At 47.5% G+C, this 25,749-nt stretch carries 32 protein-coding genes and 1 other annotated feature (1 of these 33 running past the window's edge); all 32 genes read left to right on the forward strand.

The features are described from left to right. Positions 1–29: a sequence feature (ribosomal protein L10 leader region), on the forward strand (it extends 125 nt beyond the left edge of the window). 136 nt (positions 30–165) lie between these two features. After that, complete coding sequence (rplJ, locus tag CZ379_RS08235; RefSeq protein ID WP_110931207.1) at positions 166–675, forward strand: 50S ribosomal protein L10; 510 nt, start codon at positions 166–168, stop codon at positions 673–675. Between the two features lie 65 nt (positions 676–740). Further along, entirely contained in the window at positions 741–1,106 is a 366-nt protein-coding gene (gene rplL, locus CZ379_RS08240; protein WP_110931208.1) for a 50S ribosomal protein L7/L12, read from the forward strand. A 223-nt stretch (positions 1,107–1,329) separates the two neighbouring features. Further along, positions 1,330–1,926, forward strand: coding sequence for a class I SAM-dependent methyltransferase (locus CZ379_RS08245; protein WP_110931209.1), 597 nt, complete (start codon positions 1,330–1,332; stop codon positions 1,924–1,926). Positions 1,927–2,304: 378 nt separating this feature from the next. Continuing rightward, entirely contained in the window at positions 2,305–5,850 is a 3,546-nt protein-coding gene (rpoB, locus tag CZ379_RS08250; RefSeq protein ID WP_110931210.1) for a DNA-directed RNA polymerase subunit beta, read from the forward strand. Positions 5,851–6,033: 183 nt separating this feature from the next. Further along, entirely contained in the window at positions 6,034–9,651 is a 3,618-nt protein-coding gene (rpoC, locus tag CZ379_RS08255) for a DNA-directed RNA polymerase subunit beta' (protein ID WP_110931211.1), read from the forward strand. A gap of 180 nt (positions 9,652–9,831) precedes the next feature. Beyond that, positions 9,832–10,086 (forward strand): ribosomal L7Ae/L30e/S12e/Gadd45 family protein, encoded by a 255-nt coding sequence (locus tag CZ379_RS08260; RefSeq protein WP_110931212.1) that lies wholly within the window; start codon positions 9,832–9,834, stop codon positions 10,084–10,086. Between the two features lie 143 nt (positions 10,087–10,229). Next, entirely contained in the window at positions 10,230–10,649 is a 420-nt protein-coding gene (gene rpsL, locus CZ379_RS08265) for a 30S ribosomal protein S12 (protein ID WP_019635764.1), read from the forward strand. Between the two features lie 57 nt (positions 10,650–10,706). Beyond that, positions 10,707–11,177, forward strand: a complete 471-nt coding sequence (gene rpsG, locus CZ379_RS08270) for a 30S ribosomal protein S7 (RefSeq protein ID WP_110931213.1) — start codon at positions 10,707–10,709, stop codon at positions 11,175–11,177. A gap of 51 nt (positions 11,178–11,228) precedes the next feature. After that, positions 11,229–13,307 (forward strand): elongation factor G, encoded by a 2,079-nt coding sequence (gene fusA, locus CZ379_RS08275; RefSeq protein WP_110931214.1) that lies wholly within the window; start codon positions 11,229–11,231, stop codon positions 13,305–13,307. 93 nt (positions 13,308–13,400) lie between these two features. After that, positions 13,401–14,594: an elongation factor Tu gene (gene tuf / locus CZ379_RS08280; RefSeq protein WP_110931215.1), complete on the forward strand. Its 1,194-nt coding sequence runs from the start codon at positions 13,401–13,403 to the stop codon at positions 14,592–14,594. A 328-nt stretch (positions 14,595–14,922) separates the two neighbouring features. Continuing rightward, complete coding sequence (rpsJ, locus tag CZ379_RS08285; protein ID WP_006037947.1) at positions 14,923–15,231, forward strand: 30S ribosomal protein S10; 309 nt, start codon at positions 14,923–14,925, stop codon at positions 15,229–15,231. A 42-nt stretch (positions 15,232–15,273) separates the two neighbouring features. Beyond that, entirely contained in the window at positions 15,274–15,897 is a 624-nt protein-coding gene (gene rplC, locus CZ379_RS08290) for a 50S ribosomal protein L3 (RefSeq protein ID WP_110931216.1), read from the forward strand. A gap of 28 nt (positions 15,898–15,925) precedes the next feature. Beyond that, entirely contained in the window at positions 15,926–16,549 is a 624-nt protein-coding gene (rplD, locus tag CZ379_RS08295; RefSeq protein ID WP_110931217.1) for a 50S ribosomal protein L4, read from the forward strand. Beyond that, positions 16,549–16,839 (forward strand): 50S ribosomal protein L23, encoded by a 291-nt coding sequence (gene rplW, locus CZ379_RS08300; protein ID WP_110931218.1) that lies wholly within the window; start codon positions 16,549–16,551, stop codon positions 16,837–16,839. The genes rplD and rplW overlap by 1 nt, the downstream gene beginning before the upstream one ends. A gap of 29 nt (positions 16,840–16,868) precedes the next feature. Beyond that, complete coding sequence (gene rplB / locus CZ379_RS08305; RefSeq protein WP_110931219.1) at positions 16,869–17,699, forward strand: 50S ribosomal protein L2; 831 nt, start codon at positions 16,869–16,871, stop codon at positions 17,697–17,699. A 120-nt stretch (positions 17,700–17,819) separates the two neighbouring features. Next, positions 17,820–18,098, forward strand: a complete 279-nt coding sequence (gene rpsS, locus CZ379_RS08310; protein ID WP_055105076.1) for a 30S ribosomal protein S19 — start codon at positions 17,820–17,822, stop codon at positions 18,096–18,098. A 36-nt stretch (positions 18,099–18,134) separates the two neighbouring features. After that, on the forward strand, positions 18,135–18,467 hold the full coding sequence (rplV, locus tag CZ379_RS08315) for a 50S ribosomal protein L22 (RefSeq protein ID WP_110931220.1): 333 nt from the start codon (positions 18,135–18,137) through the stop codon (positions 18,465–18,467). 13 nt (positions 18,468–18,480) lie between these two features. Then, positions 18,481–19,149: a 30S ribosomal protein S3 gene (rpsC, locus tag CZ379_RS08320; protein WP_110931221.1), complete on the forward strand. Its 669-nt coding sequence runs from the start codon at positions 18,481–18,483 to the stop codon at positions 19,147–19,149. Between the two features lie 2 nt (positions 19,150–19,151). Beyond that, on the forward strand, positions 19,152–19,586 hold the full coding sequence (gene rplP / locus CZ379_RS08325; RefSeq protein WP_110931222.1) for a 50S ribosomal protein L16: 435 nt from the start codon (positions 19,152–19,154) through the stop codon (positions 19,584–19,586). Then, positions 19,576–19,776 carry a 50S ribosomal protein L29 gene (gene rpmC, locus CZ379_RS08330; protein ID WP_019635776.1) on the forward strand — a complete coding sequence of 67 codons (201 nt, stop codon included), beginning with the start codon at positions 19,576–19,578 and terminating at the stop codon, positions 19,774–19,776. Before rplP ends, rpmC begins: the two co-directional genes overlap by 11 nt. Before the next feature lie 50 nt (positions 19,777–19,826). Beyond that, complete coding sequence (rpsQ, locus tag CZ379_RS08335; protein ID WP_110931223.1) at positions 19,827–20,090, forward strand: 30S ribosomal protein S17; 264 nt, start codon at positions 19,827–19,829, stop codon at positions 20,088–20,090. A gap of 36 nt (positions 20,091–20,126) precedes the next feature. Then, positions 20,127–20,495, forward strand: a complete 369-nt coding sequence (rplN, locus tag CZ379_RS08340; RefSeq protein ID WP_110931224.1) for a 50S ribosomal protein L14 — start codon at positions 20,127–20,129, stop codon at positions 20,493–20,495. A gap of 45 nt (positions 20,496–20,540) precedes the next feature. Further along, complete coding sequence (gene rplX, locus CZ379_RS08345; protein ID WP_110931225.1) at positions 20,541–20,894, forward strand: 50S ribosomal protein L24; 354 nt, start codon at positions 20,541–20,543, stop codon at positions 20,892–20,894. A 33-nt stretch (positions 20,895–20,927) separates the two neighbouring features. Then, positions 20,928–21,470 carry a 50S ribosomal protein L5 gene (rplE, locus tag CZ379_RS08350; RefSeq protein ID WP_019635780.1) on the forward strand — a complete coding sequence of 181 codons (543 nt, stop codon included), beginning with the start codon at positions 20,928–20,930 and terminating at the stop codon, positions 21,468–21,470. Positions 21,471–21,519: 49 nt separating this feature from the next. Beyond that, complete coding sequence (locus tag CZ379_RS08355) at positions 21,520–21,705, forward strand: type Z 30S ribosomal protein S14 (protein ID WP_013312154.1); 186 nt, start codon at positions 21,520–21,522, stop codon at positions 21,703–21,705. 31 nt (positions 21,706–21,736) lie between these two features. Then, the gene (rpsH, locus tag CZ379_RS08360; RefSeq protein ID WP_110931226.1) at positions 21,737–22,135 is read left to right on the forward strand and encodes a 30S ribosomal protein S8; all 399 of its coding nucleotides are present in this window, start codon (positions 21,737–21,739) and stop codon (positions 22,133–22,135) included. Between the two features lie 30 nt (positions 22,136–22,165). Continuing rightward, positions 22,166–22,708 carry a 50S ribosomal protein L6 gene (rplF, locus tag CZ379_RS08365; protein WP_110931227.1) on the forward strand — a complete coding sequence of 181 codons (543 nt, stop codon included), beginning with the start codon at positions 22,166–22,168 and terminating at the stop codon, positions 22,706–22,708. Positions 22,709–22,791: 83 nt separating this feature from the next. Further along, a complete protein-coding gene (gene rplR, locus CZ379_RS08370) occupies positions 22,792–23,160 on the forward strand; it encodes a 50S ribosomal protein L18 (RefSeq protein WP_110934287.1) in 369 nt (122 codons plus the stop codon). Between the two features lie 27 nt (positions 23,161–23,187). Beyond that, complete coding sequence (gene rpsE, locus CZ379_RS08375) at positions 23,188–23,685, forward strand: 30S ribosomal protein S5 (protein ID WP_110931228.1); 498 nt, start codon at positions 23,188–23,190, stop codon at positions 23,683–23,685. A gap of 12 nt (positions 23,686–23,697) precedes the next feature. After that, positions 23,698–23,883, forward strand: a complete 186-nt coding sequence (rpmD, locus tag CZ379_RS08380) for a 50S ribosomal protein L30 (RefSeq protein WP_110931229.1) — start codon at positions 23,698–23,700, stop codon at positions 23,881–23,883. A gap of 104 nt (positions 23,884–23,987) precedes the next feature. Beyond that, positions 23,988–24,428, forward strand: coding sequence for a 50S ribosomal protein L15 (gene rplO / locus CZ379_RS08385; protein ID WP_110931230.1), 441 nt, complete (start codon positions 23,988–23,990; stop codon positions 24,426–24,428). Then, entirely contained in the window at positions 24,428–25,726 is a 1,299-nt protein-coding gene (secY, locus tag CZ379_RS08390) for a preprotein translocase subunit SecY (RefSeq protein ID WP_110931231.1), read from the forward strand. Before rplO ends, secY begins: the two co-directional genes overlap by 1 nt. Positions 25,727–25,749 lie beyond the last annotated feature (23 nt).

Here is a 25,749-nt window from a genome sequence, read left to right on the forward strand (position 1 = left end):
GATTCTACGGAGGCTTTTTTAATGAACTGATGGCGGTTGAGGTTATCCTTAAACGGCAGGTTCCTTAAAAGTCTTCTAGAGCGAGGTTGAATTCGCTTCGGAGGGGGACGTAAGGCGGGACTTGATCCGGCACGTACCCAGCATATCTATCAGGAGGTGTACAGTTTGGCAAACGCAAAAGTGATTCAAGCAAAGCAGGAAGCCGTTGACGTCGTAACAGCGAAGCTTCGCGAGAGCGCAACGACTGTTGTTGCTGACTATCGTGGACTTAACGTTACTCAAGTTACGGAACTGCGTAAACAGCTTCGTGAAGCTGGCGTAGAATTCCAAGTACTGAAAAATACGCTCGTTCGCCGTGCTACAGCGGCTGCGGAACTTACTGAACTGGACGAAGTATTGACTGGTCCTACAGCGATCGCGTTCAGTGCTGATGATGCAGTAGCTCCGGCTAAAATCATTAGCGAGTTCGCAAAGAAGAATGAAGCGCTTAAAGTAAAAGGTGGCGTGGTTGAAGGCCGTGTAGTTGGTGTCGACCAAATCAAAGCGCTCGCGGATCTTCCTTCCCGCGAAGGTCTTCTTTCGATGCTTCTCAGCGTGCTTCAAGCTCCAGTTCGCAACTTCGCGCTGGCAGTCAAAGCCGTTGCAGACAAAGAAGAAGGCAGCGCAAGCGCATAAGCTTGGCTTACAAGCAGTGAGTTAACGAATTTAAACCAATATGATTATAAAATGGAGGTTCCAACATGAGTAAAGAAACAATTTTAGAAGAAATCAAAGGTATGTCCGTTCTTGAGTTGAACGAACTTGTTAAAGCAATTGAAGAAGAATTCGGCGTAACTGCAGCAGCTCCAGTTGTTGTAGCTGGCGGTGGCGGCGGCGCTGCTGAAGCTGCTGAGCAATCCGAGTTTGATGTAGTTCTGACAAGCGCAGGCGCATCCAAAATCAACGTTATCAAAATCGTTCGCGAAATTACAGGTCTTGGCCTGAAAGAAGCAAAAGAACTTGTAGACAACGCTCCAAAACCACTGAAAGAAAAAGTGGGTAAAGAAGAAGCAGAAGCAGTAAAAGCGAAATTGGAAGAAGCAGGTGCAGGTGTAGAACTGAAATAGTTCTTCGCTCATTTGTGACAACCCCCTTGAACTTGGTTCAAGGGGGTTGTTTGTAAGTGCTTTGTTTTTCTTGATCTTACTTTGTAGTTATTGAAGAAGAATAAAGGCATACTAGGCTTAAGGCGAATGATAGAAACGAAAGAATCAATAAGTATCACTGTTAGGCTGGATTTTAATTTGTCGATATATAGCTGATAAGCAAATTGTGTGGAGGTAAGCCAAAATGGCAGATCACTATTATACCAATAAACCTTCTACTGCTCATGACCGAAAGGTCTGGGATGCCGAATTGCGTGCCCAAAAGTTCCGCTTCGTCAGTGATGCGGGTGTCTTCGCAAAAGGGGGCGTAGATTATGGAAGCAGGGTGCTGATCGAAGCGATGGATATTCCGGAAGAAGCGCAGGTGCTCGATGTCGGATGCGGCTATGGCCCCATTGGGCTTACGGCGGCACGACTCGCAAGTCGTGGACATGTGACGATGATCGATGTTAACCGCCGGGCGGTAGAGCTGGCACAGGAGAATGCAGGCAACAATAAAGTAGCCAATGTTACAATCCTGGAAAGTGATCTGTTTGCGGCATTAGGGGAACAGCGATTTGATGTTGTTTTAACTAACCCGCCCATTCGAGCGGGCAAGGAAACCGTTCATGCTATATTTGAAGGCGCTTATGATCGTCTTCGTGATGGCGGGGCTTTGTGGATTGTGATTCAGAAAAAGCAAGGTGCGCCTTCAGCTAAGCAGAAGCTAGAATCGTTGTTTAGCCAGGTCGATGAAGTGACGAAGGATAAAGGATACAGGGTGTACCGAGCGATAAAGTAATAGTCGTTCGTGAGGGACGCGTATGCAAAGAAAAAAAGGTTGACTCGCAATGTTGATTGTGATATTATTATAAAATGTCAGTATTAGGATGCCCTATATGACTTTAGTTTGCTGAAATGTCAAGGAGTTTTGCTACACAATGAATAAAATCACCTTGTTTGACGTATAATATGTACATTTTAGGCAAATCTACTGAATACGGGGATGTTTGAGGCAGAAACGACACGGATAATGGTGCTCTTTTTTCGAAAGCATTCGATAAGGGCTTTTCTTTATTTGTGCAACAGCTGCAATCCGTCTTGAACCTATTATATAGGCGCAAACACGGGTTCGCAATGTATTTTTTTAAAGTGAGTAGACATGAGGGGTGAGTATAAGTTGGCAGGACATCTTGTTCAATATGGTCGACGCACTCGGCGAAGTTATGCACGAATTAACGAGGTACTCGAAGTTCCGAACCTGATCGAAATCCAACAAAAATCCTACGATTGGTTCCTGGAGGAAGGTCTCCGGGAGATGTTCCAGGACATTTCGCCGATTCAGGATTTTACTGGAAACTTGGTGTTGGAGTTTATCGATTACAGCCTTGGTGAACCAAAGTATACGGTTGACGATGCGAAGGAACGCGATGTAACGTATGCGGCTCCGCTTCGGGTTAAAGTCCGGCTAATTAACAAAGAAACCGGCGAAGTCAAGGAGCAGGAAGTGTTTATGGGAGATTTCCCTCTGATGACGGAAACCGGCACCTTTATTATTAACGGTGCGGAACGGGTTATTGTCAGCCAGTTGGTGCGCTCTCCTAGCGTCTATTTCAGTACGAAAATCGATAAGAACGGGAAGAAAACATATACCGCTACAGTAATTCCAAACCGCGGTGCATGGCTGGAGCTCGAGATGGATGCGAAGGACATCATCTATGTCCGGATCGACCGTACTCGTAAAATTCCAGTAACTGTACTGCTTCGTGCGCTTGGCTTCGGTACAGATGCTGAGATTTTGGATCTGCTGGGTAATGATGAATATATCCGCAATACGCTGGATAAAGACAACACGGACTCTACGGAGAAGGCATTGATTGAGATTTACGAGCGCCTCCGTCCGGGCGAGCCGCCAACGCTTGATAATGCGAAGAGCTTGCTGGTGGCACGTTTCTTTGATCCAAAACGATATGACCTGGCTAATGTCGGTCGTTATAAAATTAATAAGAAGCTTCACATCAAGAACCGTCTCTTCAATCAGCGTCTTGCTGAGAGCTTGATTGATACGAACACAGGCGAAATCATCGCCGAAGCAGGCCAGATGGTTGACCGTCGTCTGTTGGATGAGATTCTTCCTCACCTGGAAGACAGTGTAGGCTTCAAAAACTATCATGTAGCTAACGGTGTTCTCGATGCGAACGACGTGCCTCTTCAAACGATTGATATCTTCTCTCCGATTGAGGACGGAAAGGTCGTTAAAGTCATAGCGAACCGCAATATCGATAAATCGGTCAAGCATATTACGCCTGCCGACATCATTTCGTCGATTAGCTACTTCCTGAACCTGCTGCACGGAATCGGCAGCACGGATGATATCGACCATCTCGGCAACCGCCGTCTGCGTTCTGTTGGCGAGCTTCTACAGAATCAATTCCGTATCGGTTTGTCCCGGATGGAACGCGTCGTTCGCGAGAGAATGTCGATTCAAGATGCGAATGTTATTACACCGCAGGCACTGATTAATATCCGCCCGGTCATCGCATCGATTAAGGAGTTCTTTGGAAGTTCTCAGCTGTCCCAGTTTATGGATCAGACGAATCCGCTCGCAGAGCTGACGCATAAGCGTCGTCTGTCTGCCCTTGGGCCTGGTGGTTTGACGCGTGAGCGCGCGGGCTTTGAAGTTCGTGACGTTCACCACAGTCACTACGGCCGGATGTGTCCGATCGAGACGCCGGAAGGGCCGAACATCGGCCTGATCAACTCCCTTTCTACGTTTGCCCGCATTAACGAGTACGGCTTCATCGAGGCTCCGTATCGTTGGGTTGATCCGAAGACGGGGAAAGTTACCGATCAAATCGCTTATCTGACGGCCGATGAGGAAGATAACTATATCATTGCGCAAGCAAACGCGATTCTGAACGAAGATAATACGTTCCAGGATGAGAACGTCATTGTTCGTTACAACAAGCAGTCGGATAACATTCTGACGATGCCGAGCGACCGTGTCGACTACATGGACGTATCTCCGAAGCAGGTTGTGTCCGTAGCGACTGCGTTGATTCCATTCCTTGAGAACGATGACTCCAACCGTGCGCTGATGGGCTCGAACATGCAGCGGCAGGCTGTTCCGCTTCTAATTCCTAAGGCTCCTCTAGTAGGAACGGGAATGGAGCATAAGGCTGCCAAAGATTCCGGTGTATGTATTGTGTCCAAATACGACGGAATTATCGAGCGTTCCGCAGCAAATGAAATTTGGCTGCGCCGCGTCGAAGAAGTGGATGGCAAGGAAGTTCGCGGCGACCTTGTTAAATATAAATTACACAAATTTATGCGTTCGAACCAAGGAACTTGCATTAACCAGCGTCCAATCGTTAAGCGCGGGGATGTCATCAAGAAAGGCGATATCCTAGCTGACGGTCCGTCGACGGAAATGGGCGAATTGGCACTAGGCCGCAACGTCGTCGTTGCCTTTATGACTTGGGAAGGCTATAACTACGAGGATGCGATCCTGCTTAGCGAGAAGCTGGTGAAGGAAGATGTGTACACTTCCATTCATATTGAAGAATACGAGTCCGAAGCGCGTGATACGAAGCTGGGGCCGGAAGAAATTACCCGCGACATTCCGAACGTAGGGGAAGAAGCCCTTCGCAATCTGGATGAGCGTGGAATTATCCGCGTAGGTGCAGAGATTAGTGCTGGCGATATCCTTGTCGGTAAAGTAACGCCGAAAGGTGTTACGGAGCTGACGGCGGAAGAACGTCTACTGCATGCGATCTTCGGTGAGAAGGCGCGCGAAGTTCGCGACACCTCCTTGCGTGTTCCACACGGAACGGACGGGATTGTTGTTGATGTGAAGGTGTTTACTCGCGAGAATGGCGACGAATTGCCACCGGGTGTTAATCAACTCGTTCGCGTCTACATTGCACAGAAGCGTAAAATCTCCGAAGGCGATAAAATGGCTGGACGTCACGGGAACAAAGGTGTCGTTGCCCGTATTTTGCCAGAGGAAGATATGCCGTTCATGCCTGATGGCACACCTGTTCAAGTTGTACTGAACCCGCTTGGGGTTCCTTCACGGATGAACATCGGTCAGGTATTGGAGATCCACCTAGGTATGGCCGCACTCCATCTGGGAATTCACGTCGCTACACCGGTGTTCGACGGTGCGAACGAATATGACGTTTTCGACACGATGGAAGAAGCCGGAATGCAGCGCAATGGTAAAACTGTCCTCTATGATGGACGGACGGGTGAAAGCTTCGAACGTGAAGTAACTGTTGGTGTCATGCATATGATTAAGCTGGCGCACATGGTTGATGATAAAATTCATGCTCGCTCCACGGGTCCTTACTCGCTGGTCACACAGCAACCTCTCGGCGGTAAAGCCCAGTTCGGCGGTCAGCGGTTTGGGGAGATGGAGGTATGGGCGCTTGAGGCATATGGCGCTGCGTACACGCTCCAGGAAATCCTCACTGTTAAGTCCGATGACGTTGTCGGCCGGGTAAAAACCTATGAATCGATCGTCAAAGGCGAAAATGTGCCGGAACCTGGCGTGCCTGAATCGTTCAAGGTCTTGATCAAAGAGCTTCAAAGCTTGGGTATGGACGTCAAAATCCTAACCGAGAACGAAGAAGAGATCGAGATGAAGGAAATCGACGATGAAGATGACGCGGCTGGAGATAAACTGAGCCTGAACCTGGAAGGCGCGGAAGTCGGCGTAGAATAACACTGGCGGACTGCCGCCTTGTGATAATGATAACCGCAGCGGAAGCTGCCTGCCTGGATTATCGGCCTACCTTTGGGAGGCCGATATTTCCCTAGACAGATAGATCGAATAGACGGACGTATTCAGTGTATTTTGATCTGTGTAGAATGCTAAAATCAGGACTTGGTTAAGGAGGGATGCTCCTTGTTGGACGTCAACAACTTCGAGTTTATGAAAATTGGGCTTGCTTCCCCAGATAAAATTCGTTCTTGGTCCCGCGGAGAAGTGAAGAAACCGGAAACGATCAACTACCGTACGTTGAAACCGGAAAAGGAAGGGCTGTTCTGTGAGAAAATTTTCGGCCCAACCAAAGACTGGGAATGTCATTGCGGTAAGTATAAGCGTGTCCGTTATAAAGGCGTCGTCTGTGATCGCTGCGGCGTCGAAGTGACAAGAGCTAAAGTTCGCCGTGAGCGTATGGGTCACATCGAGCTGGCTGCCCCGGTATCCCACATCTGGTATTTCAAAGGGATTCCAAGCCGTATGGGTCTGGCGCTCGATATGTCGCCGCGTTCATTGGAAGAGATTATTTACTTTGCATCTTATGTCGTTACCGATCCAGGTGAAACTCCGCTGGAGAAAAAGCAGCTCTTGTCCGAGAAGGAATACCGCAGCTATCGTGAGAAATACGGCTACGGCTTCCAAGCTGGGATGGGTGCTGAGGCGGTTAAGAAATTGCTCCAGGATCTCGATATCGACAAAGAGCTTGAGTTTTTGAAAGAAGAGCTGCGCACGGCTCAAGGTCAACGCCGTAATCGTGCGATCAAACGCCTGGAGGTCATCGAAGCCTTCCGTAATTCCGGCAATGAGCCGGAGTGGATGATTCTCGACGTGCTTCCAGTTATTCCGCCAGAGCTTCGTCCGATGGTACAACTGGATGGTGGTCGTTTTGCGACGTCTGACTTGAATGACCTGTATCGTCGTGTAATTAACCGTAACAACCGTTTGAAACGTCTGCTTGATCTCGGTGCACCGGATATTATCGTGCAAAATGAGAAGCGGATGCTCCAAGAGGCGGTTGATGCCTTGATCGACAACGGTCGTCGCGGACGTCCGGTGACAGGCCCTGGTAACCGCCCGCTCAAATCTCTCAGCCATATGCTGAAAGGGAAGCAAGGGCGCTTCCGTCAGAACCTTCTCGGTAAACGGGTTGACTATTCCGGTCGTTCCGTTATCGTCGTAGGGCCTTACTTGAAAATGTACCAATGCGGTCTGCCGAAGGAAATGGCGCTTGAGCTGTTCAAGCCGTTCGTCATGAAGGAACTGGTCAATAAAGGCTTGGCTCACAACATTAAGAGCGCAAAGCGCAAAGTTGAACGCGTCAGCCCTGAGGTATGGGATGTGCTCGAAGAAGTCATTAAAGAGCATCCAGTTCTGCTTAACCGTGCGCCTACCCTTCACCGCCTGGGAATTCAGGCATTCGAGCCGATCCTTGTTGAGGGCCGTGCGATTCGTCTGCATCCGCTCGTATGTACTGCTTATAATGCGGACTTTGACGGTGACCAGATGGCGGTTCACGTGCCGCTTAGCGCTGAAGCTCAAGCTGAAGCGCGGATTCTGATGCTTGCCTCCGGCAACATTCTGAACCCGAAAGACGGTAAGCCGGTAGTTACTCCTTCGCAGGATATGGTTCTCGGCTCCTTCTATCTGACGATGGACAACAAGGAAGCGAAGGGAACGGGGATGATTCTCGGTTCTGCTCATGAAGCCATCTCCGCTTACCAACGGGGAACGGTATCCCTGCATGCGCGTGTGGCCATCCCGGCTAAAGCGCTTGGCAAAACAGGATTTACCGAGGCTCAGCAAAATGCGCTGCTTGTGACGACAGTTGGCCGGATTATTTTCAATGAAATTTTCCCAGCTAGCTTCCCGTACATTAACGAGCCTTCGCGCAACAACCTGTTCCAAGGAACGCCAGATCATTACTTTATTTATGACAAAGGCGCTAACATTGTTGAACGTATTCTGGCCATGCCGCAAACTGGGGGAATCGGTAAAGAGTACCTCGGAGAAATCATCGGCCGCTGCTTTGAAATTTACCATACGACGGAAACGTCGGTTATTCTCGATAATATCAAGCAAACCGGCTTCACCTATTCTACTCGTGCGGGCGTAAGTATTGCTGTCTCGGACGTTGTCGTTCCAGATGCGAAGCAGGAAATCCTGCGTGAGTCGGATGAGAAGGTTCGCGTCGTTACGAACCAATACCGCCGCGGTCTGATTACGAACGAAGAGCGTTACGACCGTGTTATCGATATCTGGTCTAAATCGAAGGATCAAATTACCGATGTGCTCATGAAATCGATGGATCGCTTCAACTCCATTATGCTCATGGTCGACTCTAAAGCACGGGGGAACAAATCCCAGATTACACAACTTGGCGGAATGCGGGGTCTGATGGCTAACCCATCCGGCCGGATCATCGAACTTCCGATCAAGTCGAACTTCCGTGAAGGTCTGACGGTTCTCGAGTACTTCCTGTCGACACACGGTGCTCGTAAAGGTCTGGCGGATACCGCGCTGCGGACCGCTGACTCCGGTTATCTGACCCGTCGTCTCGTTGACGTTGCACAGGACGTTATCGTTCGCGAGGAGGATTGCGGTACGGATAAAGGCTTTACTGTCGGTGTTATCCAAGATGGTAAAGAGGTTATTGAGGATCTGTACGATCGTATTGAAGGACGTTATTCCTTTGAGACGATCAAGCATCCTAAGACGGGTGAGGTTATCGTTCACCGCAATGAGCTGATCGATTCCGATAAGGCGCATGAAGTGGTGGATGCTGGTATTAGTAAGCTGCAAATCCGCTCTGTACTGAGCTGTCGTGCACGCCATGGCGTATGTAAGAAATGTTACGGCCGCAACCTTGCGACAGGCAAGCATGTGGAGATTGGTGAAGCGGTGGGCATCATTGCCGCTCAATCCATCGGTGAGCCGGGAACTCAGCTTACGATGCGTACGTTCCATACCGGGGGCGTTGCCGGAGATGATATTACCCAAGGTTTGCCGCGTATTCAGGAGTTGTTCGAGGCTCGTAACCCGAAAGGTCAAGCCACGATCAGTGAAATCGACGGCGTAATCAAGGAAATTCGCGAAGCCAAGGATCGTAGAGAAATCGAGGTTCAAGGGGAAGCAGAGACCAAAACATACTCTGTTACCTACGGTTCCCGCCTGCGCGTCAGCGAAGGCCAGGAAATCGAAGCGGGCGATGAATTGACAGATGGTTCCATTGACCCGAAAGAAATTCTACGCATCAAAGGAATTCGCGGGGTACAGAACTATATTCTTCAGGAAGTTCAGCGTGTATACCGTAACCAAGGTGTTGAAATCAACGATAAACATATCGAGGTTATGATCAAACAAATGCTTCGTAAGATTCGTATTGTGGATGCAGGGGATACACCTCTCCTCCCAGGAGCTTTCGTTGATCTCTATGAATATGAGATGGCGAATAAGGAAGCAATCCTATCCGGTCAAGAACCGGCGGTTGCCAAACCTGTCCTACTCGGAATTACGAAAGCGTCGCTTGAGACGGATTCCTTCCTGTCGGCCGCTTCCTTCCAGGAAACGACCCGGGTACTTACCGATGCCGCTATCAAGGGCAAAGTAGATAAACTGCTTGGCCTGAAAGAGAACGTCATTATCGGTAAGCTGATCCCAGCTGGTACAGGTATGAACCGTTATCGCAGCGTGCAGTTTGAAGAACCGGAGAATGCGGAAGCTTCTGAAGAAAGTCTTGAGCAGCCGGTCTCGGTTGAATAATTAACATGTAAATGCGGTGCAGCCGAAAGAGTGTGTACACGTTCGGCTGCACCGTTGTTTTATTGCCGTCTCGGGCACGAATATTGTTTCAAACAAATTGCTTGACATGGCCTATATCAAAATGCTAAGATATCAAAGTGCGTGAGTACGGTGAATCCCTGTAAATTGGAGGACTTTGTGATGTCTAACGATAGAGGGCTACAGGACGCTCATGTCAAAATCGGCACGAAGCAAACGATGCGGATCGTTGAGCTAGGCCGTGCAGAAGAAGTTTATGTGGCTGAAGATGCAGATCCGCGCCTTACATCGAAGATTATCGCTCTATGTAACCAATATGGAGTCAAGCTGACTTATGTGGATACGATGGACAATCTCGGCAAGGCTTGCGGGATTGAGGTAGGGGCGGCGATGGCTGCGATTGAAAGAGATAGTTGATAGAAATCGTTTTTGCTGATTTAGGGCAAACCTTTCGGCAAAAACTTTTCCTTTGTTCTTTTATGAACCGCCTGGGTCTGTGGGCTTAAAAGCGGAGGTTTATAAAAGAAACAAGCAATACTTAGGAAGGGGGTGGCAACAACATGCCAACAATTAACCAATTGGTACGTAAAGGTCGTCAGGACAAAGTTTACAAATCCAAATCGCCAGCATTGCATAGAGGGTTTAACGCTCTCAAACGCGAAGCTACTGAATTGAAATCTCCTCAAAAACGTGGGGTGTGCACTCGGGTAGGAACGATGACTCCTAAGAAACCGAACTCCGCACTTCGTAAATACGCGCGTGTTCGCTTGACGAACCGTGTTGAGGTGACAGCTTATATCCCAGGGATCGGACATAACCTGCAAGAGCACAGTGTCGTGCTGATTCGTGGAGGTCGGGTAAAAGACCTTCCGGGGGTACGTTATCATATCGTTCGTGGAGCACTGGATACGGCTGGAGTGAACAACCGTATGCAAGCTCGTTCCAAATACGGCGCGAAACGTCCGAAAGCAAAGAAATAATTAGCTAGCCATTTAAGCTTCATTAATGTTTGAACTAACACTGAAAGGGGGATAACTATGCCACGCAAAGGTCCAGTTGCCAAAAGAGACGTATTGCCGGATCCGGTGTATAACAGTAAACTCGTTACTCGCTTGATCAACCGCATTATGCTCGACGGTAAACGCGGTGTTGCTCAAAGCATCCTATATAACGCTTTTAACATTATTCAAGAGCGCACGGGGAATGACCCGATGGAAGTATTTGAAGCAGCAATCAAGAACATCATGCCGGTATTGGAAGTTAAAGCTCGTCGTGTGGGCGGATCCAACTACCAAGTGCCTATCGAAGTAAAACCAGAGAGACGTACAGCTCTGGGACTACGTTGGCTCGTAAACTACTCCCGCAACCGCGGAGAGAAGACGATGGAAGAGCGTTTGGCTGCAGAGATTATCGATGCATCCAACAACACGGGTGCTTCCGTTAAGAAACGTGAAGACACACACAAAATGGCCGAAGCGAACAAAGCGTTCGCACACTACCGCTGGTAGGATTCGGTTCAACCAATCTTATAAATCTATAATTCGAAGGGAGAAAATTTCATGACCAGAGAGTTCTCCTTGAAGAATACACGTAATATCGGGATCATGGCGCATATTGACGCCGGAAAGACAACGACAACGGAACGGATCTTGTTCTATACTGGCCGGACGCATAAAATTGGCGAAACCCATGAGGGTTCCGCTACGATGGACTGGATGGATCAAGAGCAGGAGCGTGGTATTACCATCACTTCTGCGGCTACAACCGCTTCTTGGAAGGGTCACCGCGTTAATATCATTGATACCCCGGGGCACGTCGACTTCACAGTTGAAGTCGAACGTTCTCTTCGTGTATTGGACGGGGCAGTTGGCGTTTTCAGTGCAAAGGAAGGCGTTGAGCCTCAGTCGGAAACCGTATGGAGACAGGCTGACAAATATAGCGTTCCTCGTATCGCTTATGTCAACAAAATGGATATTATCGGTGCTGATTACCTCAGCGTTGTAAAAGATATGCGCGAGCGTCTGCAAGCGAACGCAGTTGCAATTCAACTGCCGATCGGTGCAGAGGATAACTTTATCGGCATCATCGACATTGTTGCCGAGAAGGCGTATATCTACAAAGACAACATGGGCCAAAACATCGAAGAGACCGAGATTCCTGAGGATTACAAAGCGCAAGTAGAGGAACTTCGTGCTGAGCTGATTGAGAAGGTTGCAGAACTGGATGAAGATCTGACAATGAAATACCTCGAAGGCGAGGAAATCAGCATCGACGAAATCAAAGCAGCACTTCGCAAAGGTGTTGTTGAAGTTAAAATCTTCCCAGTTATTTGCGGATCTTCTTATCGTAACAAAGGCGTTCAGCTGATGCTGGATGCTGTTATCGATTACTTGCCGGCTCCGATCGATGTACCGAGCATTGTAGGACATCTTGAAGACGGTACTGAAGTGGAGCGTCATTCTTCTGACGAAGAGCCGTTCTCGGCATTGGCATTTAAAATTATGACTGACCCTTATGTTGGTAAGCTGACGTTCTTCCGCGTATACTCCGGCGTTCTGCAATCCGGTTCTTACGTGCTGAATGCAACGAAAGGCAAACGTGAGCGGATCGGCCGTATCCTGCAAATGCACGCAAACAGCCGTCAAGAGATCACCGAAGTTTACGCAGGTGACATCGCTTCAGCGGTTGGTTTGAAAGATACGGGAACAGGTGATACACTGTGTGATGAGAAGAACCCTGTTATTCTCGAATCCATGAACTTCCCTGATCCAGTTATCGAAATCGCAGTTGAACCTAAGACTAAAGCTGACCAAGATAAGCTTGGTGTAGCTCTTGGTAAACTGACTGAGGAAGACCCGACGCTTCGTGCTCATACGGACGAAGAAACGGGCCAAACGATCCTTGCTGGTATGGGTGAGCTTCACCTCGATATCATCATCGAACGTATGCGTCGTGAATTCAAGGTTGACACCAACGTGGGTAAACCACAGGTTGCATACCGCGAGACATTCAAGGTTCCTGCGCGTGTTGAAGGTAAATTCGTACGTCAATCCGGTGGTCGTGGACAATACGGTCACGTATGGGTTGAATTCGAACCACTAGAAGCAGGTTCAGGCAACCAATTCGACAGCAAAATCGTCGGCGGTGCTGTACCGAGAGAATATATCGCTCCAGCGCAACAAGGTATTGAAGAAGCTATGAAGAATGGTGTTCTTGCAGGCTTCCCGCTTGTAGACGTTAAAGCCACAATCGTAGACGGTTCATACCATGATGTTGACTCCAGTGAGATGGCGTTTAAAATCGCTGGTTCGATGGCTTTGAAAGCAGCTAAGGACAAATGTCAAGCTGTTCTCCTTGAGCCAATCATGAAAGTTGAAGTTACGGTTCCGGAAGAGTACATGGGTGATGTAATGGGTATGCTGAACTCCCGTCGTGGACGCATCGAAGGTATGGATTCCCGCGGAAGCGCACAAATCATTCGTGCCAAAGTACCTCTTTCCGAAATGTTCGGATATTCAACAACGCTTCGTTCCGGTACACAAGGACGCGGTGTGTTCTCGATGGAGCTTTCCCACTATGAAGAGGTTCCTAAGAACATTTCCGAAGAAATCGTATCGAAACACAAAGGCGAAGAATAATTTTTGTATCTGCTGATCGGAGGGATTTCCTTCATGGAAGCCCCTCCGATCAGTCCAACATAACAATCCATATTTAAGGAGGAACTGTTTAAAATGGCAAAGGCTAAATTTGAACGTACAAAACCGCACGTTAATATTGGAACAATCGGTCACGTTGACCATGGTAAAACTACGTTGACTGCAGCAATCACTACTGTTTTGACTAAAACTTACGGTGGAGGTAGCGCGATCGCATACGACCAAATCGACAAAGCTCCTGAAGAGCGCGAGCGCGGTATCACTATCTCTACTTCCCACGTTGAGTATGAGTCGGCTAATCGCCACTACGCTCACGTTGACTGCCCAGGTCACGCCGACTATGTTAAAAACATGATCACTGGCGCGGCTCAAATGGACGGCGCAATCCTGGTTGTATCCGCAGCTGACGGCCCAATGCCGCAAACTCGCGAGCACATCCTGTTGTCCCGTAACGTAGGCGTTCCTTACATTGTTGTATTCTTGAACAAATGCGACATGGTTGAAGACGAAGAACTTCTTGAGCTTGTTGAGATGGAAGTTCGCGACCTGCTTAACGAATATGAGTTCCCAGGCGATGACACTCCAGTTATCCGTGGATCTGCTCGTGAAGCTCTTCAAAACCCAGATGGCGACTACGCTAAGAAAATCATCGAAATGTTCGAAATCATCGACGAGTACATTCCGCTTCCAGAGCGTCCGGTTGACAAACCATTCTTGATGCCAGTTGAGGACGTATTCTCCATCACTGGTCGTGGTACGGTTGCTACAGGCCGCGTTGAGCGTGGTACTGTTAAAGTCGGCGACGAGATTGAAATCGTTGGTATCCAAGAAGAAACTAAAAAATCCGTTGTTACGGGCGTTGAAATGTTCCGTAAATTGCTTGATTCCGCTGAAGCGGGCGACAACATCGGTGCACTGCTCCGCGGTGTAGATCGTACCCAAATCGAGCGCGGTCAAGTTCTTGCAAAGCCAGCTTCCGTTAATCCGCATACTGAGTTCACTGCTCAAGTATACGTATTGACTAAAGAAGAGGGCGGACGTCACAAACCTTTCTTCACAGGTTACCGTCCACAATTCTATTTCCGTACAACTGACGTTACAGGTATCATCAACCTGCCAGAAGGTACTGAAATGGTTATGCCTGGCGACAACATCGAAGTTACTGTATCCCTGATCGCTCCAATCGCGATTGAAGAAGGAACTCGCTTCTCCATCCGTGAAGGTGGACGTACAGTTGGATCCGGTGCAGTTGTTTCCATCCAAAAATAATAAGGTTACCTAACCTTAAAATGAAGAGCTGTCCTGAAGGTCTTATGACCCCAGGGCAGCTTTTTTGAAGTTTAGGCTTTAGAGCTGGATTGACAGATTCTCATCGAGTTCCTTCCAATATATGTGTTAGAGATTTTTCGATAAAAATGTATAATATTTTGCTTGCATTACATCTGCCTTTTCTATATAATAGTGAATGTTGTTCTGTGACTGTGCGATGATGTGAGAGGTTACTGACACACCCGGCCCCTTTGCCATGGGAGGGTGTTCGGAAAATTTTCGCGGAGTATGTCCGATAATAAATTGGGCGATAGAAGGAGGGACTAAAATGGCAAAGCAAAAAATTCGTATTCGTTTGAAAGCTTATGATCACAGAATTCTTGATCAATCCGCAGAGAAAATCGTTGAAACGGCAAAACGTTCAGGTGCTGGTGTATCCGGACCGATTCCGCTTCCAACTGAGAAACAAATCATTACTGTTCTCCGTGCGGTACACAAGTACAAGGATTCCCGGGAGCAATTCGAAATGCGGACGCACAAACGTCTGATCGACATTGTAAACCCGACTCCACAAACTGTGGATGCCTTGATGCGCTTGGACCTGCCGTCCGGTGTAGATATCGAAATCAAATTGTAATATCAATCGTAAGTCGATTAGGAAAGGAAAAGAGGTGTCAACATGAAAGGTATCTTAGGGAAAAAACTCGGAATGACTCAAGTGTTTACCCCAGAGGGAATTGTTATTCCTGTAACGGTAATTGAAGCTGAGTCCAACGTTGTTCTGCAGAAGAAAGATGCAGATAACGACGGCTATGAAGCCATCCAAATCGGTTATGCCGATAAAAAGGAAAGCAGAGCTACCAAACCTGAATTAGGTCACGCTAAGAAGGCGAATGCAGCACCTAAGCGCTACGTTCGTGAAATTCGCGGTGTTGATATGGCAGCATATGAAGTTGGCCAAGAGGTCAAAGTTGATATTTTTGCTGAAGGCGAATTTGTTGACGTAACAGGCATTTCTAAAGGTAAAGGATTCCAAGGTAATATCAAACGCTGGGGTCAAAGCCGCGGGCCTATGTCTCACGGTTCCCGTTACCATCGCGGGCCAGGTTCCATGGGTTCCATCCAAGCCAACCGTGTTCCTAAAGGCAAAAAACTGCCAGGACATATGGGTAGCGAAACAGTGACGATTCAAAATCTTGAAGTCGTTCGCGTGGATGCTGAGCGCAACGTATTGCTGATTAAAGGATCCATTCCAGGTCCTAAAAATAGCGTAGTGAAAATCAAACAAGCGGTTAAGAAATAATCGCCTTTAAAGAAAGGAGGAACAAGCAATGCCTAAAGTAGCACTTTATAATGTCAGTGGTAGCCAAGTGGGCGAAGTTGAACTAAATGACGCGGTATTCGGTATTGAGCCGAACGTTCACGTTCTTCACGATGCAGTTGTTATGCAGCGCGCTTCCCTGCGTCAGGGTACTCATAAAGTAAAAGGACGCTCCGAAGTTCGCGGCGGCGGCCGTAAACCATGGAAACAAAAAGGCACAGGTCGTGCTCGTCACGGTTCGATCCGCTCCCCGCAATGGGTTGGCGGCGGAATCGTGTTTGGTCCGACTCCACGCAGCTATGCGTTCAAATTGCCTAAGAAAGTTCGCCGTTTGGCGATCAAATCGGCTCTTTCTTCGAAAGTGATCGATCAAGACATTATCGTACTGGATGCGCTTAGTCTGAACGCTCCTAAGACGAAAGAGTTTGCAGCGATTCTGAACAACCTGAAAGTAGATCGCAAAGCATTGATCGTAGCTCCTAGCTATGATGATAATGTGGCGTTGTCCGCACGCAACATCCCAGGTGTTAAATTCGTTGCAGCTGACGGCATTAATGTTCTTGACGTGCTGACGCACGACAAACTGATCATTACGAAAGAAGCAGTTCAGAAGGTAGAGGAGGTGCTCGCGTAATGAAGGATCCTCGTGATATAATTAAACGTCCAGTGATTACGGAACGTACGGCTGATTACATGGGAGAGAACAAATACGTTTTCGAAGTAGACATTCGTGCGAACAAGACCGAAATCAAACAAGCTGTAGAAGCGATCTTTAATGTAAAAGTGAGCAGTGTGAATACGTTGCGTGTTCCTGGTAAGCCGAAACGTTACGGACGCCACTTCGGGTATACTCCTGAATGGAAGAAAGCATTCGTTACGCTGACAGCTGACAGCAAACCGCTTGAATTTTTTGAATCGGTATAATAGAACGTTAGAGCAAGGAGGGAAAAACAGTGCCAATTAAAAAGTATAAACCGACATCTCCGGCTAGACGGAATATGTCTGTATCCACTTTTGAAGAAATTACTACGGATCGTCCGGAGAAATCGTTGCTTGCTCCACTGAGCAAAACGGCTGGACGCAACAACCACGGTAAAATTACGGTTCGCCACCACGGTGGAGGACATAAACGTAACTATCGCATCATCGACTTCAAACGCAATAAAGATGGAATTCCAGGTCGCGTTGCTACAATCGAGTATGACCCGAACCGGACTTCCAACATCGCTCTGATCCACTACGTTGACGGCGAGAAACGCTACATTTTGGCTCCGAAAGGACTGAAAGTAGGCGACATGATCGAGTCAGGACCTGGGTCTGACATCAAAATCGGTAATGCTCTTCCTTTGGAGAACATTCCAGTAGGTACAGTTATCCACAACATTGAACTTCAACCAGGCAAAGGCGGACAACTTGTTCGTGCGGCTGGTACAGAAGGACAATTGCTCGGTAAAGAAGATAAGTACGTATCCGTTCGCCTGTCTTCTGGCGAAGTGCGTAAAATTCTTAAAGTTTGCCGTGCAACCATTGGTTCTGTGGGTAACCAAGACCATGAATTGATCAAGATCGGTAAAGCTGGCCGCGGTCGTTGGCTCGGCAAGCGTCCATCTGTACGCGGTGTCGTCATGAACCCGAACGATCACCCACACGGTGGTGGTGAAGGTCGTGCGCCAATCGGACGTAAGTCTCCGCTTTCTCCATGGGGCAAACCGACGCTTGGTTACAAAACGCGTAAAAAAGGCAAAGCTTCTGATAAATATATCGTTCGCGGCCGCACGAAGTAATCCGCTGCCAGCGGATCACTTCCTGGTCACGATAATAGAAGATATCAACAGCTGGCATAAGCCGGCTTAAGCCCGAAAGAGATCAAGTCATTTTCAAAGTGGCGAAGGGAGGAAAAATACATGAGTCGCAGTCTGAAAAAGGGGCCATTCGTAGATGGTTACCTGCTGAAGAAAGTGGAAGAAGCGAGCGCATCGAACAAAAAGGTAGTTATCAAAACTTGGTCCCGTCGCTCCACGATTTTCCCGCAATTCATTGGGCATACGTTCGGTGTATATGATGGCCGCAAGCATGTTCCGGTATATGTTACTGAGGATATGGTCGGACATAAACTCGGCGAATTTGCTCCAACCCGTACCTATAAAGGTCATACGGACGACGATAAGAAAACGAGACGCTAAGGGATAAGTTCTTCGTTTGAGAGGAGGTAACACACTATGGAAGCTAAAGCACATGCAAGATCCATCCGTATTGCTCCGCGGAAAGCAAGATTGGTTATCGATTTGATCCGTGGCAAGCAAGTTGGCGATGCTATCGCAATTCTCCGCCACACGCCTAAGGCGGCTTCCCCGATTGTGGAGAAGCTTTTGAATTCGGCAATTGCGAATGCTGAGCATAACTATTCTCTGGATGTTAATAAATTGGTTGTTACGGAAGCGTACGTAAACCAAGGTCCTACAATGAAACGTTTCCGCCCGCGGGCAATGGGACGTGCAAGTCGGATCAACAAACGCACCAGCCACATTACTTTGGTGGTATCCGAAAAATAAGGAGGGAAAACGCGTGGGCCAAAAAGTAAATCCGGTCGGACTACGAGTAGGGATTATCCGTGATTGGGAATCCAAATGGTACGCAGGCAAAGATTTCGGTGATCTTTTGCTTGAAGACGTGAAAATTCGTGAGCACCTGAAAAATAAACTGAAAGACTCCGCGGTATCTCGGATCGAAATCGAGAGAGCGGCTAATCGTGTGAATGTAACGATCCATACTGCTAAGCCGGGCATGGTTATCGGTAAGGGCGGTTCGGAAGTTGAAAACCTGCGTAATCAAATTACGAAAATCGCAGGCGGCAAAAAAGTTCACATCAATATCTCTGAAATCAAAAATCCTGATCTTGACGCGATTCTAGTCGCTGAAAGCATCGCACAACAATTGGAGCGTCGTGTTTCTTTCCGTCGTGCGCTAAAACAAGCGATTCAAAGAACAATGCGTTCCGGTGCAAAAGGAATCAAAACAGCAGTCAGCGGTCGTCTTGGCGGTGCTGAGATTGCTCGTTCAGAAGGCTACAGTGAAGGAACTGTTCCACTTCATACGCTTCGTGCTGACATCGACTACGGTACGGCTGAAGCTCATACGACCTATGGACGTCTTGGCGTAAAAGTATGGATCTATCGTGGAGAGGTTCTTCCTACGGCTAAGAAACAACAAGCTGCCCAGGAAGGAGGCAATTAATCATGTTGGTACCTAAACGTGTAAAACACCGCAAGCAACAGCGCGGTAGTTTGAGGGGTCAAGCTAAAGGCGGAACTGAACTGAACTTCGGTGAATACGGCCTGCAAGCTCTTGAGCCTACATGGATTACGAACCGCCAAATCGAGGCTGCGCGTATTGCGATGACTCGTTACATCAAACGGGGCGGTAAAGTATGGATCAAAATTTTCCCTGACAAGCCAATTACTCAAAAGCCTCTTGAAGTGCGGATGGGTAGCGGTAAAGGTAACGTTGAGAAATGGGTTGCAGTTGTGAAACCAGGCAAAATCATGTTTGAGCTTGCTGGTGTACCCGAGGAAATCGCTCGTGAAGCTATGCGGCTTGCCGCTCACAAACTGCCAATCAAAACAAAGTTTGTGAAACGTGAAGAATTGGGTGGTGAAGCAAATGAAAGCTAATGAACTTCGCAACTTAACCACTGCTGAAATCGAACAGAAAATCGCGGGTTTTAAGGAAGAGCTTTTCAACCTCCGTTTTCAATTGGCCACCGGCCAGCTCGATAACCCGACTCGGATCCGTGACGTGCGGAAAGATATAGCTCGTGCTAAAACCATTTTACATGAAAGAGAACTTGGTATTACTAGCTAATACTGCGCTCCACGTAAGCGAAGCGCCTAAGTCCAGGAAGGAGGCTAACCATGAGCGAACGCAATGCCCGTAAAGTTCAAGTTGGTAAAGTTGTCAGTGACAAAATGGATAAAACCATCGTTGTAGCTGTTGAGACTTACAAGAAGCATGATTTGTACCATAAACGCATTAAATATACGAAAAAATTTAAAGCGCATGATGAGAACAATACTGCAAAAATTGGTGATACGGTTAGAATCGTCGAAACTCGTCCGCTGTCTAAAGACAAGCGTTGGAGACTCGCAGAAATTATCGAAGCAGCGATTATTATCTAACAGCATGGCAGCTTAAACTGAAAGGAGGAAATAACCATGATTCAAGCATTCTCACGATTGCATGTAGCCGACAACTCCGGTGCGAAGGAATTGATGTGTATCCGCGTGCTAGGTGGTACTGGTCGTCGTTCAGCGCATATTGGAGATCTCATCGTTTGTTCCGTAAAACAAGCAACACCAGGCGGCGTTGTCAAAAAAGGTGACATCGTTAGAGCGGTAATCGTTCGTACAAAACGTTCCGTTCGTCGTAAAGATGGTTCTTATATCTCGTTTGACGAAAATGCAGCGGTTGTTGTTAAAGACGACAAGAGCCCACGCGGTACACGTATTTTCGGACCTGTTGCTCGTGAACTTCGCGATAAAGATTTCATGAAAATCATTTCCTTGGCTCCGGAAGTTATCTAGTACGTATGTGAAACAGGAAGTTCGACGAAACAGGAGGTGTAAAGAATGCCTAGACTGAAAAAGATTCTGGAATCCCATAACAATAAATTGCACGTCAAAAAAGACGACACGGTTATCGTGATCACAGGCAAAGACAAAGGCAAGAAAGGCCGCGTCATCGCTGCGTATCCTCGTGAGAACCGAGTGCTTGTGGAAGGCGTGAATATGGTTAAGAAACACCAAAAACCTAATCAGCTGAACCCGCAAGGTGGAATTATTGAAAAGGAAGCTCCGATTCACGTATCGAACGTCATGCACGTTGATCCTAAGAGCGGAAGCGTAACCCGTATCGGTTACAAAGTATTGGACAACGGCAAAAAGGTTCGTATTGCAAAAAAATCGGGTGAAGTAATCGACTAATCCAGCAACGCAAAGAAAGGAGGTCCATGATTCATGGCAGCAAGATTGAAAGAACGCTTTTTGAATGAAGTAACGCCTGCTTTGATTCAAAAATTCAACTATACAACGGTAATGCAAGTACCTAAAGTCGAGAAAGTGGTAATCAACATGGGTGTTGGTGAAGCTGTAGCTAACTCGAAAGTGCTTGATTCCGCAGTTAACGATTTGCAGTTGATCGCCGGACAAAAGCCGGTTATCACACGCGCTAAGAAATCCATCGCTGGATTTAAGCTTCGTGAGAACATGCCGATCGGTGTGAAGGTAACCCTTCGCGGCGAGCGTATGTACCATTTCCTCGACAAATTGTTTAACGTAACGCTTCCACGTGTACGTGACTTCCACGGCGTGTCCAACAAAGCGTTTGACGGACGTGGGAACTACACGCTTGGCCTTAAAGAACAATTGATTTTCCCTGAGATCGAATACGATCAAGTGGATAAAGTTCGCGGTATGGACATCGTTATTGTAACGACGGCTAAAACGGATGAAGAGTCTCGTGAATTGCTCACAGGACTGGGAATGCCTTTTGTAAAGTAAGGTAGGTTGTAATGAATTCTCCGAAACTATTTAGGAGGTGTCAGGCTAAGTGGCAAAAACTTCGATGAAAGTTAAACAACAACGCACACCGAAATTTAAAGTACGGGCGTATACCCGTTGTGAGCGTTGCGGTCGTCCACATTCGGTACTGCAAAAGTTTAAAATATGCAGAATTTGTTTCCGTGAATTAGCTTATAAAGGCCAGATTCCTGGCGTGAAAAAAGCAAGCTGGTAAACAATCAACAACGGGAAGGAGGTTTACACGTATGACTATGTCAGATCCAATTGCAGATATGCTTACTCGTATTCGTAACGCGAACACAGTTCGCCACGAAACGGTGGAACTGCCTGCCTCAACGATCAAAAAGCAAATCGCCGAGATTCTGAAGCGTGAAGGCTTCATCCGCGATGCAGAATATATCGATGACAACAAACAAGGGATGATCCGTCTTTTCTTGAAATACGGCCCGAACAACGAGCGCGTTATTACTGGCTTGAAGAGAATCAGTAAACCAGGTCTTCGCGTTTACACGAAGAGTAATGAAGTTCCTCGTGTACTGGGCGGTCTGGGAATCGCGATTATTTCCACTTCCAAAGGAGTTATGACCGACAAAGAAGCACGTCAGTCTAAAGCCGGCGGCGAAGTTGTCTGCTACGTTTGGTAATTAACGTCACAAAACAAGGAGGTGCAGCAAATGTCTCGAATTGGTCGCAAACCAATTACAGTACCAAGTGGTGTGGATATCACACTCGATAATAACGTAATTACGGTAAAAGGACCGAAGGGTTCTTTGACTCGTGAACTTCACAAGGACATGAAAGTCATTGTTGAGAACAATGAGGTTACAGTGGAACGTCCTTCTGATCATAAAACACATCGTTCCCTACACGGTACGACACGCAGTGTAGTGAGCAACATGGTGAACGGAGTAACCGAAGGATTTACAAGAAATCTAGAGTTGGTTGGGGTTGGATACCGCGCAAGCAAAGCCGGAGAAAAGCTCGTACTCAACGTTGGGTACTCCCATCCAGTAGAGATCACTCCAGAGCCAGGCATTACATTTGAAGTGCCTTCTAATACGAAAATCATCGTTAGCGGAATTAACAAAGAGCGTGTTGGAGAATACGCTGCTAAAATTCGTTCCGTGCGTGAGCCTGAGCCGTACAAAGGCAAAGGGATTAAGTACGAAGGTGAACGTATTATTCGTAAAGAAGGTAAAGCCGGTAAGAAGAAATAACTTTCTTCTTAGCGGATCAATCCTTCTGGCGAGTTGAACGGTATGTGTTGTTTACGTAAACCGAAGGGAGTGAAATGGAAGTCATGATTACTAAAGCTGATAAGAACAAAGCTCGTCTGAAAAGACATTTGCGTGTACGGAGAAAAATCCAAGGAACGGCTACTCGTCCAAGATTGAACGTATTCCGTTCTTCCAAACATATTTACGCACAACTGATCGATGATGTGGCTGGGGTAACTCTGGCATCGGCATCGACGCTTGATAAAGAATTGAGCGGAAGCATCTCCGGCGGCGGCAACGTTGAGTCTGCTAGCAAAGTTGGCGAACTGATCGCGAAACGTGCTCAAGATAAAGGCTTCAAAAATGTTGTGTTTGACCGTGGAGGATATTTGTATCATGGACGTATTCAAGCTCTGGCTGACGCAGCCCGCGAAGCAGGCCTTGAATTCTAAAATAATCACTAAAAGGAGGTTAACGACTTGCGTGTAGATCCGAATACTTTAGAACTGACTGAAAGAGTTGTAAACATTAACCGCGTAGCTAAAGTAGTAAAAGGCGGACGCCGTTTTAGCTTCAGTGCGCTAGTAGTTGTCGGGGACGGCAAAGGCTGGGTTGGCGCTGGGATCGGTAAGGCAGGCGAGGTTCCTGATGCGATTCGCAAAGGAATCGAAGATGCCAAGAAAAACCTTGTATTCGTTCCGCTTGTAGGAACGACAGTCCCTCACCAAGTAATCGGTCACTTCGGTGCAGGCCGCGTTCTTCTTAAACCGGCTTCCGAAGGTACCGGGGTAATCGCAGGCGGTCCAGTTCGTGCAGTACTTGAACTAGCTGGCGTAGGCGACATTCTAACAAAATCTTTAGGTTCTTCGAATTCCATCAACATGGTCAACGCGACTTTGGAGGGCTTGTCCCGTCTGAAACGCGCTGAAGATGTTGCGAAATTACGCGGTAAATCCGTCGAAGAACTTCTCGGTTAAGGAGGGAATCTCATGGCAAAACTGCAAATTACCCTCGTACGTAGTTTGATCGGCACATCGGAGAAACAACGCACGACCGTTCAAACTTTGGGATTGCGTAAAATCAACCAATCCGTGGTTCAACAAGACAATCCTGCCATTCGTGGTATGATTAATCATGTAAGCCATCTGGTATCCGTTGAAGAAATCCAAGGATAACTCCCTGACAAGTATTAGCGGATTTCGCTATTCAATTATAATGGTACACCGATCGGTTGCCATTATTCGCAAGTGAAACAATAAATAAGGAGGTGCAACGAACGATGAAGTTACATGAGCTATCCCCTGCTCCTGGTTCCCGTAAAGAACGCAAACGTGTTGGACGCGGTACAGGAAGTGGTATGGGTAAAACATCAACTCGTGGTCACAAAGGTCAAAATGCTCGTTCCGGCGGTGGTGTCCGTCCGGGCTTCGAAGGCGGTCAAAACCCGTTGTATCGTCGCTTGCCAAAACGCGGATTTACGAATCCAACGCGGAAAGAGTATGCGATTGTGAACACCCAGGAATTGAACAACTTTGCGGCGGATACAGAGGTTACTCCTGAGCTGTTGTTTGAACAAGGAATCGTGAAAAACGCAAAAAGCGGCATCAAGATTCTCGGCAACGGTGAAATTACTGTCAAACTGACGGTTAAAGCGAATAAGTTCTCTCAATCCGCGGTAGAGAAAATCGAGGCTGCCGGCGGTAAAACCGAGGTGATCTAATGTTTAAAACCATGAAGAATATATGGCACGTTAAAGATCTGCGTACCCGTATTTTGTTCACTCTCTTTATCTTTATTATTTATCGGATCGGTACGTTTGTTCCGGTTCCTGGCGTTAATAAGGAAGTGTTCAAACAGACTAACACTGCGGGAAGCGATTTGCTCGGGCTATTGAATACCTTCTCGGGTGGCGCGCTGCAGAATTTCTCGATTTTTGCAATCGGGATTTTCCCTTATATCACAGCCTCCATTATCATACAGCTTCTGTCGATGGACGTAATTCCAAAATTGGCAGAATGGGCGAAACAAGGTGAGCATGGTAAGAGAAAGACGGCTCAAGTCACTCGTTATGCAACGGTTGTCTTGGCTCTGATTCAAGCCTTTGCGACATCGATCGGTTTCAACCGCTTGTATGGTACTGATATGGTGCCGAATGCGACATTCGGGGATTACATGTTAATCGCGATCGTCTTGACCGCGGGGACATCATTCCTAATGTGGCTCGGTGAGCAAATCACGGAAAAGGGTATCGGCAACGGTATTTCGCTGATTATCTTCGCGGGTATCGTCGCTTCGATTCCGACGCATATTCAAAATATCGCGATGTCCGATTTCATTGTTTCTGGGCAAACGTTCATGAACATTGTTAAAGCAATCGCGATTATCATCGTGTTGGTGCTAATTGTGATCGGTGTTATTTATATCCAACAAGCGATACGTAAAATTCCGGTACAATACGCTAAGCGGGTTGTAGGGAACAAAATGTATGGCGGGCAGAACACGCATATTCCGCTCAAAATCAATGCAGCGGGCGTTATTCCAGTTATCTTCGCTTCATCCCTGTTGCAGTTTCCTGTAGTCATCGCTAGCTTCTGGTCAACACATGGCTGGGCACAATGGATCAGCAGTAATATGAACATTGACCGTCCGCTGGGTATCGTGTTGTACGTCGTTATGATTATTGGATTCACGTTCTTCTATACGTTTGTACAGATGAACCCGCAGCAAATGGCAGATAACATGAAGAAGAATGGCGGATATATTCCGGGGATTCGTCCGGGGAAAACGACGGCCACTTATCTGACTCGGGTACTGTCCCGATTGACGATGACGGGGGCTCTGTTCCTCGCCTTTATCTCTGTGCTGCCGGTTATTCTAGGTGCGTTGGCAGGATTGCCGCGCAGTGTTCAAATCGGTGGTACGTCCATTCTGATCGTTATCGGTGTTGCGCTTGATACGATGAAGACGATCGAAGGGCAATTGATTAAACGTCACTATAAAGGCTTCATTAATAAATAGGGGATAGGTTCCAGGATTGAGCT

Source organism: Paenibacillus bouchesdurhonensis (assembly GCF_900155685.1).
GTDB lineage: Bacteria > Bacillota > Bacilli > Paenibacillales > Paenibacillaceae > Fontibacillus > Fontibacillus bouchesdurhonensis.

Coding starts and splice junctions, on each gene's coding strand:
- rplL (WP_110931208.1), top strand. CDS start 741: ATGAGTAAAGAAACAATTTTAGAAGAAATCAAAGGTATGTCCGTTCTT.
- CZ379_RS08245 (WP_110931209.1), top strand. CDS start 1,330: ATGGCAGATCACTATTATACCAATAAACCTTCTACTGCTCATGACCGA.
- CZ379_RS08260 (WP_110931212.1), top strand. CDS start 9,832: ATGTCTAACGATAGAGGGCTACAGGACGCTCATGTCAAAATCGGCACG.
- rpsL (WP_019635764.1), top strand. CDS start 10,230: ATGCCAACAATTAACCAATTGGTACGTAAAGGTCGTCAGGACAAAGTT.
- rpsG (WP_110931213.1), top strand. CDS start 10,707: ATGCCACGCAAAGGTCCAGTTGCCAAAAGAGACGTATTGCCGGATCCG.
- fusA (WP_110931214.1), top strand. CDS start 11,229: ATGACCAGAGAGTTCTCCTTGAAGAATACACGTAATATCGGGATCATG.
- tuf (WP_110931215.1), top strand. CDS start 13,401: ATGGCAAAGGCTAAATTTGAACGTACAAAACCGCACGTTAATATTGGA.
- rpsJ (WP_006037947.1), top strand. CDS start 14,923: ATGGCAAAGCAAAAAATTCGTATTCGTTTGAAAGCTTATGATCACAGA.
- rplC (WP_110931216.1), top strand. CDS start 15,274: ATGAAAGGTATCTTAGGGAAAAAACTCGGAATGACTCAAGTGTTTACC.
- rplD (WP_110931217.1), top strand. CDS start 15,926: ATGCCTAAAGTAGCACTTTATAATGTCAGTGGTAGCCAAGTGGGCGAA.
- rplW (WP_110931218.1), top strand. CDS start 16,549: ATGAAGGATCCTCGTGATATAATTAAACGTCCAGTGATTACGGAACGT.
- rpsS (WP_055105076.1), top strand. CDS start 17,820: ATGAGTCGCAGTCTGAAAAAGGGGCCATTCGTAGATGGTTACCTGCTG.
- rplV (WP_110931220.1), top strand. CDS start 18,135: ATGGAAGCTAAAGCACATGCAAGATCCATCCGTATTGCTCCGCGGAAA.
- rplP (WP_110931222.1), top strand. CDS start 19,152: ATGTTGGTACCTAAACGTGTAAAACACCGCAAGCAACAGCGCGGTAGT.
- rpmC (WP_019635776.1), top strand. CDS start 19,576: ATGAAAGCTAATGAACTTCGCAACTTAACCACTGCTGAAATCGAACAG.
- rpsQ (WP_110931223.1), top strand. CDS start 19,827: ATGAGCGAACGCAATGCCCGTAAAGTTCAAGTTGGTAAAGTTGTCAGT.
- rplN (WP_110931224.1), top strand. CDS start 20,127: ATGATTCAAGCATTCTCACGATTGCATGTAGCCGACAACTCCGGTGCG.
- rplX (WP_110931225.1), top strand. CDS start 20,541: ATGCCTAGACTGAAAAAGATTCTGGAATCCCATAACAATAAATTGCAC.
- rplE (WP_019635780.1), top strand. CDS start 20,928: ATGGCAGCAAGATTGAAAGAACGCTTTTTGAATGAAGTAACGCCTGCT.
- rpsH (WP_110931226.1), top strand. CDS start 21,737: ATGACTATGTCAGATCCAATTGCAGATATGCTTACTCGTATTCGTAAC.
- rplF (WP_110931227.1), top strand. CDS start 22,166: ATGTCTCGAATTGGTCGCAAACCAATTACAGTACCAAGTGGTGTGGAT.
- rplR (WP_110934287.1), top strand. CDS start 22,792: ATGATTACTAAAGCTGATAAGAACAAAGCTCGTCTGAAAAGACATTTG.
- rpmD (WP_110931229.1), top strand. CDS start 23,698: ATGGCAAAACTGCAAATTACCCTCGTACGTAGTTTGATCGGCACATCG.
- rplO (WP_110931230.1), top strand. CDS start 23,988: ATGAAGTTACATGAGCTATCCCCTGCTCCTGGTTCCCGTAAAGAACGC.
- secY (WP_110931231.1), top strand. CDS start 24,428: ATGTTTAAAACCATGAAGAATATATGGCACGTTAAAGATCTGCGTACC.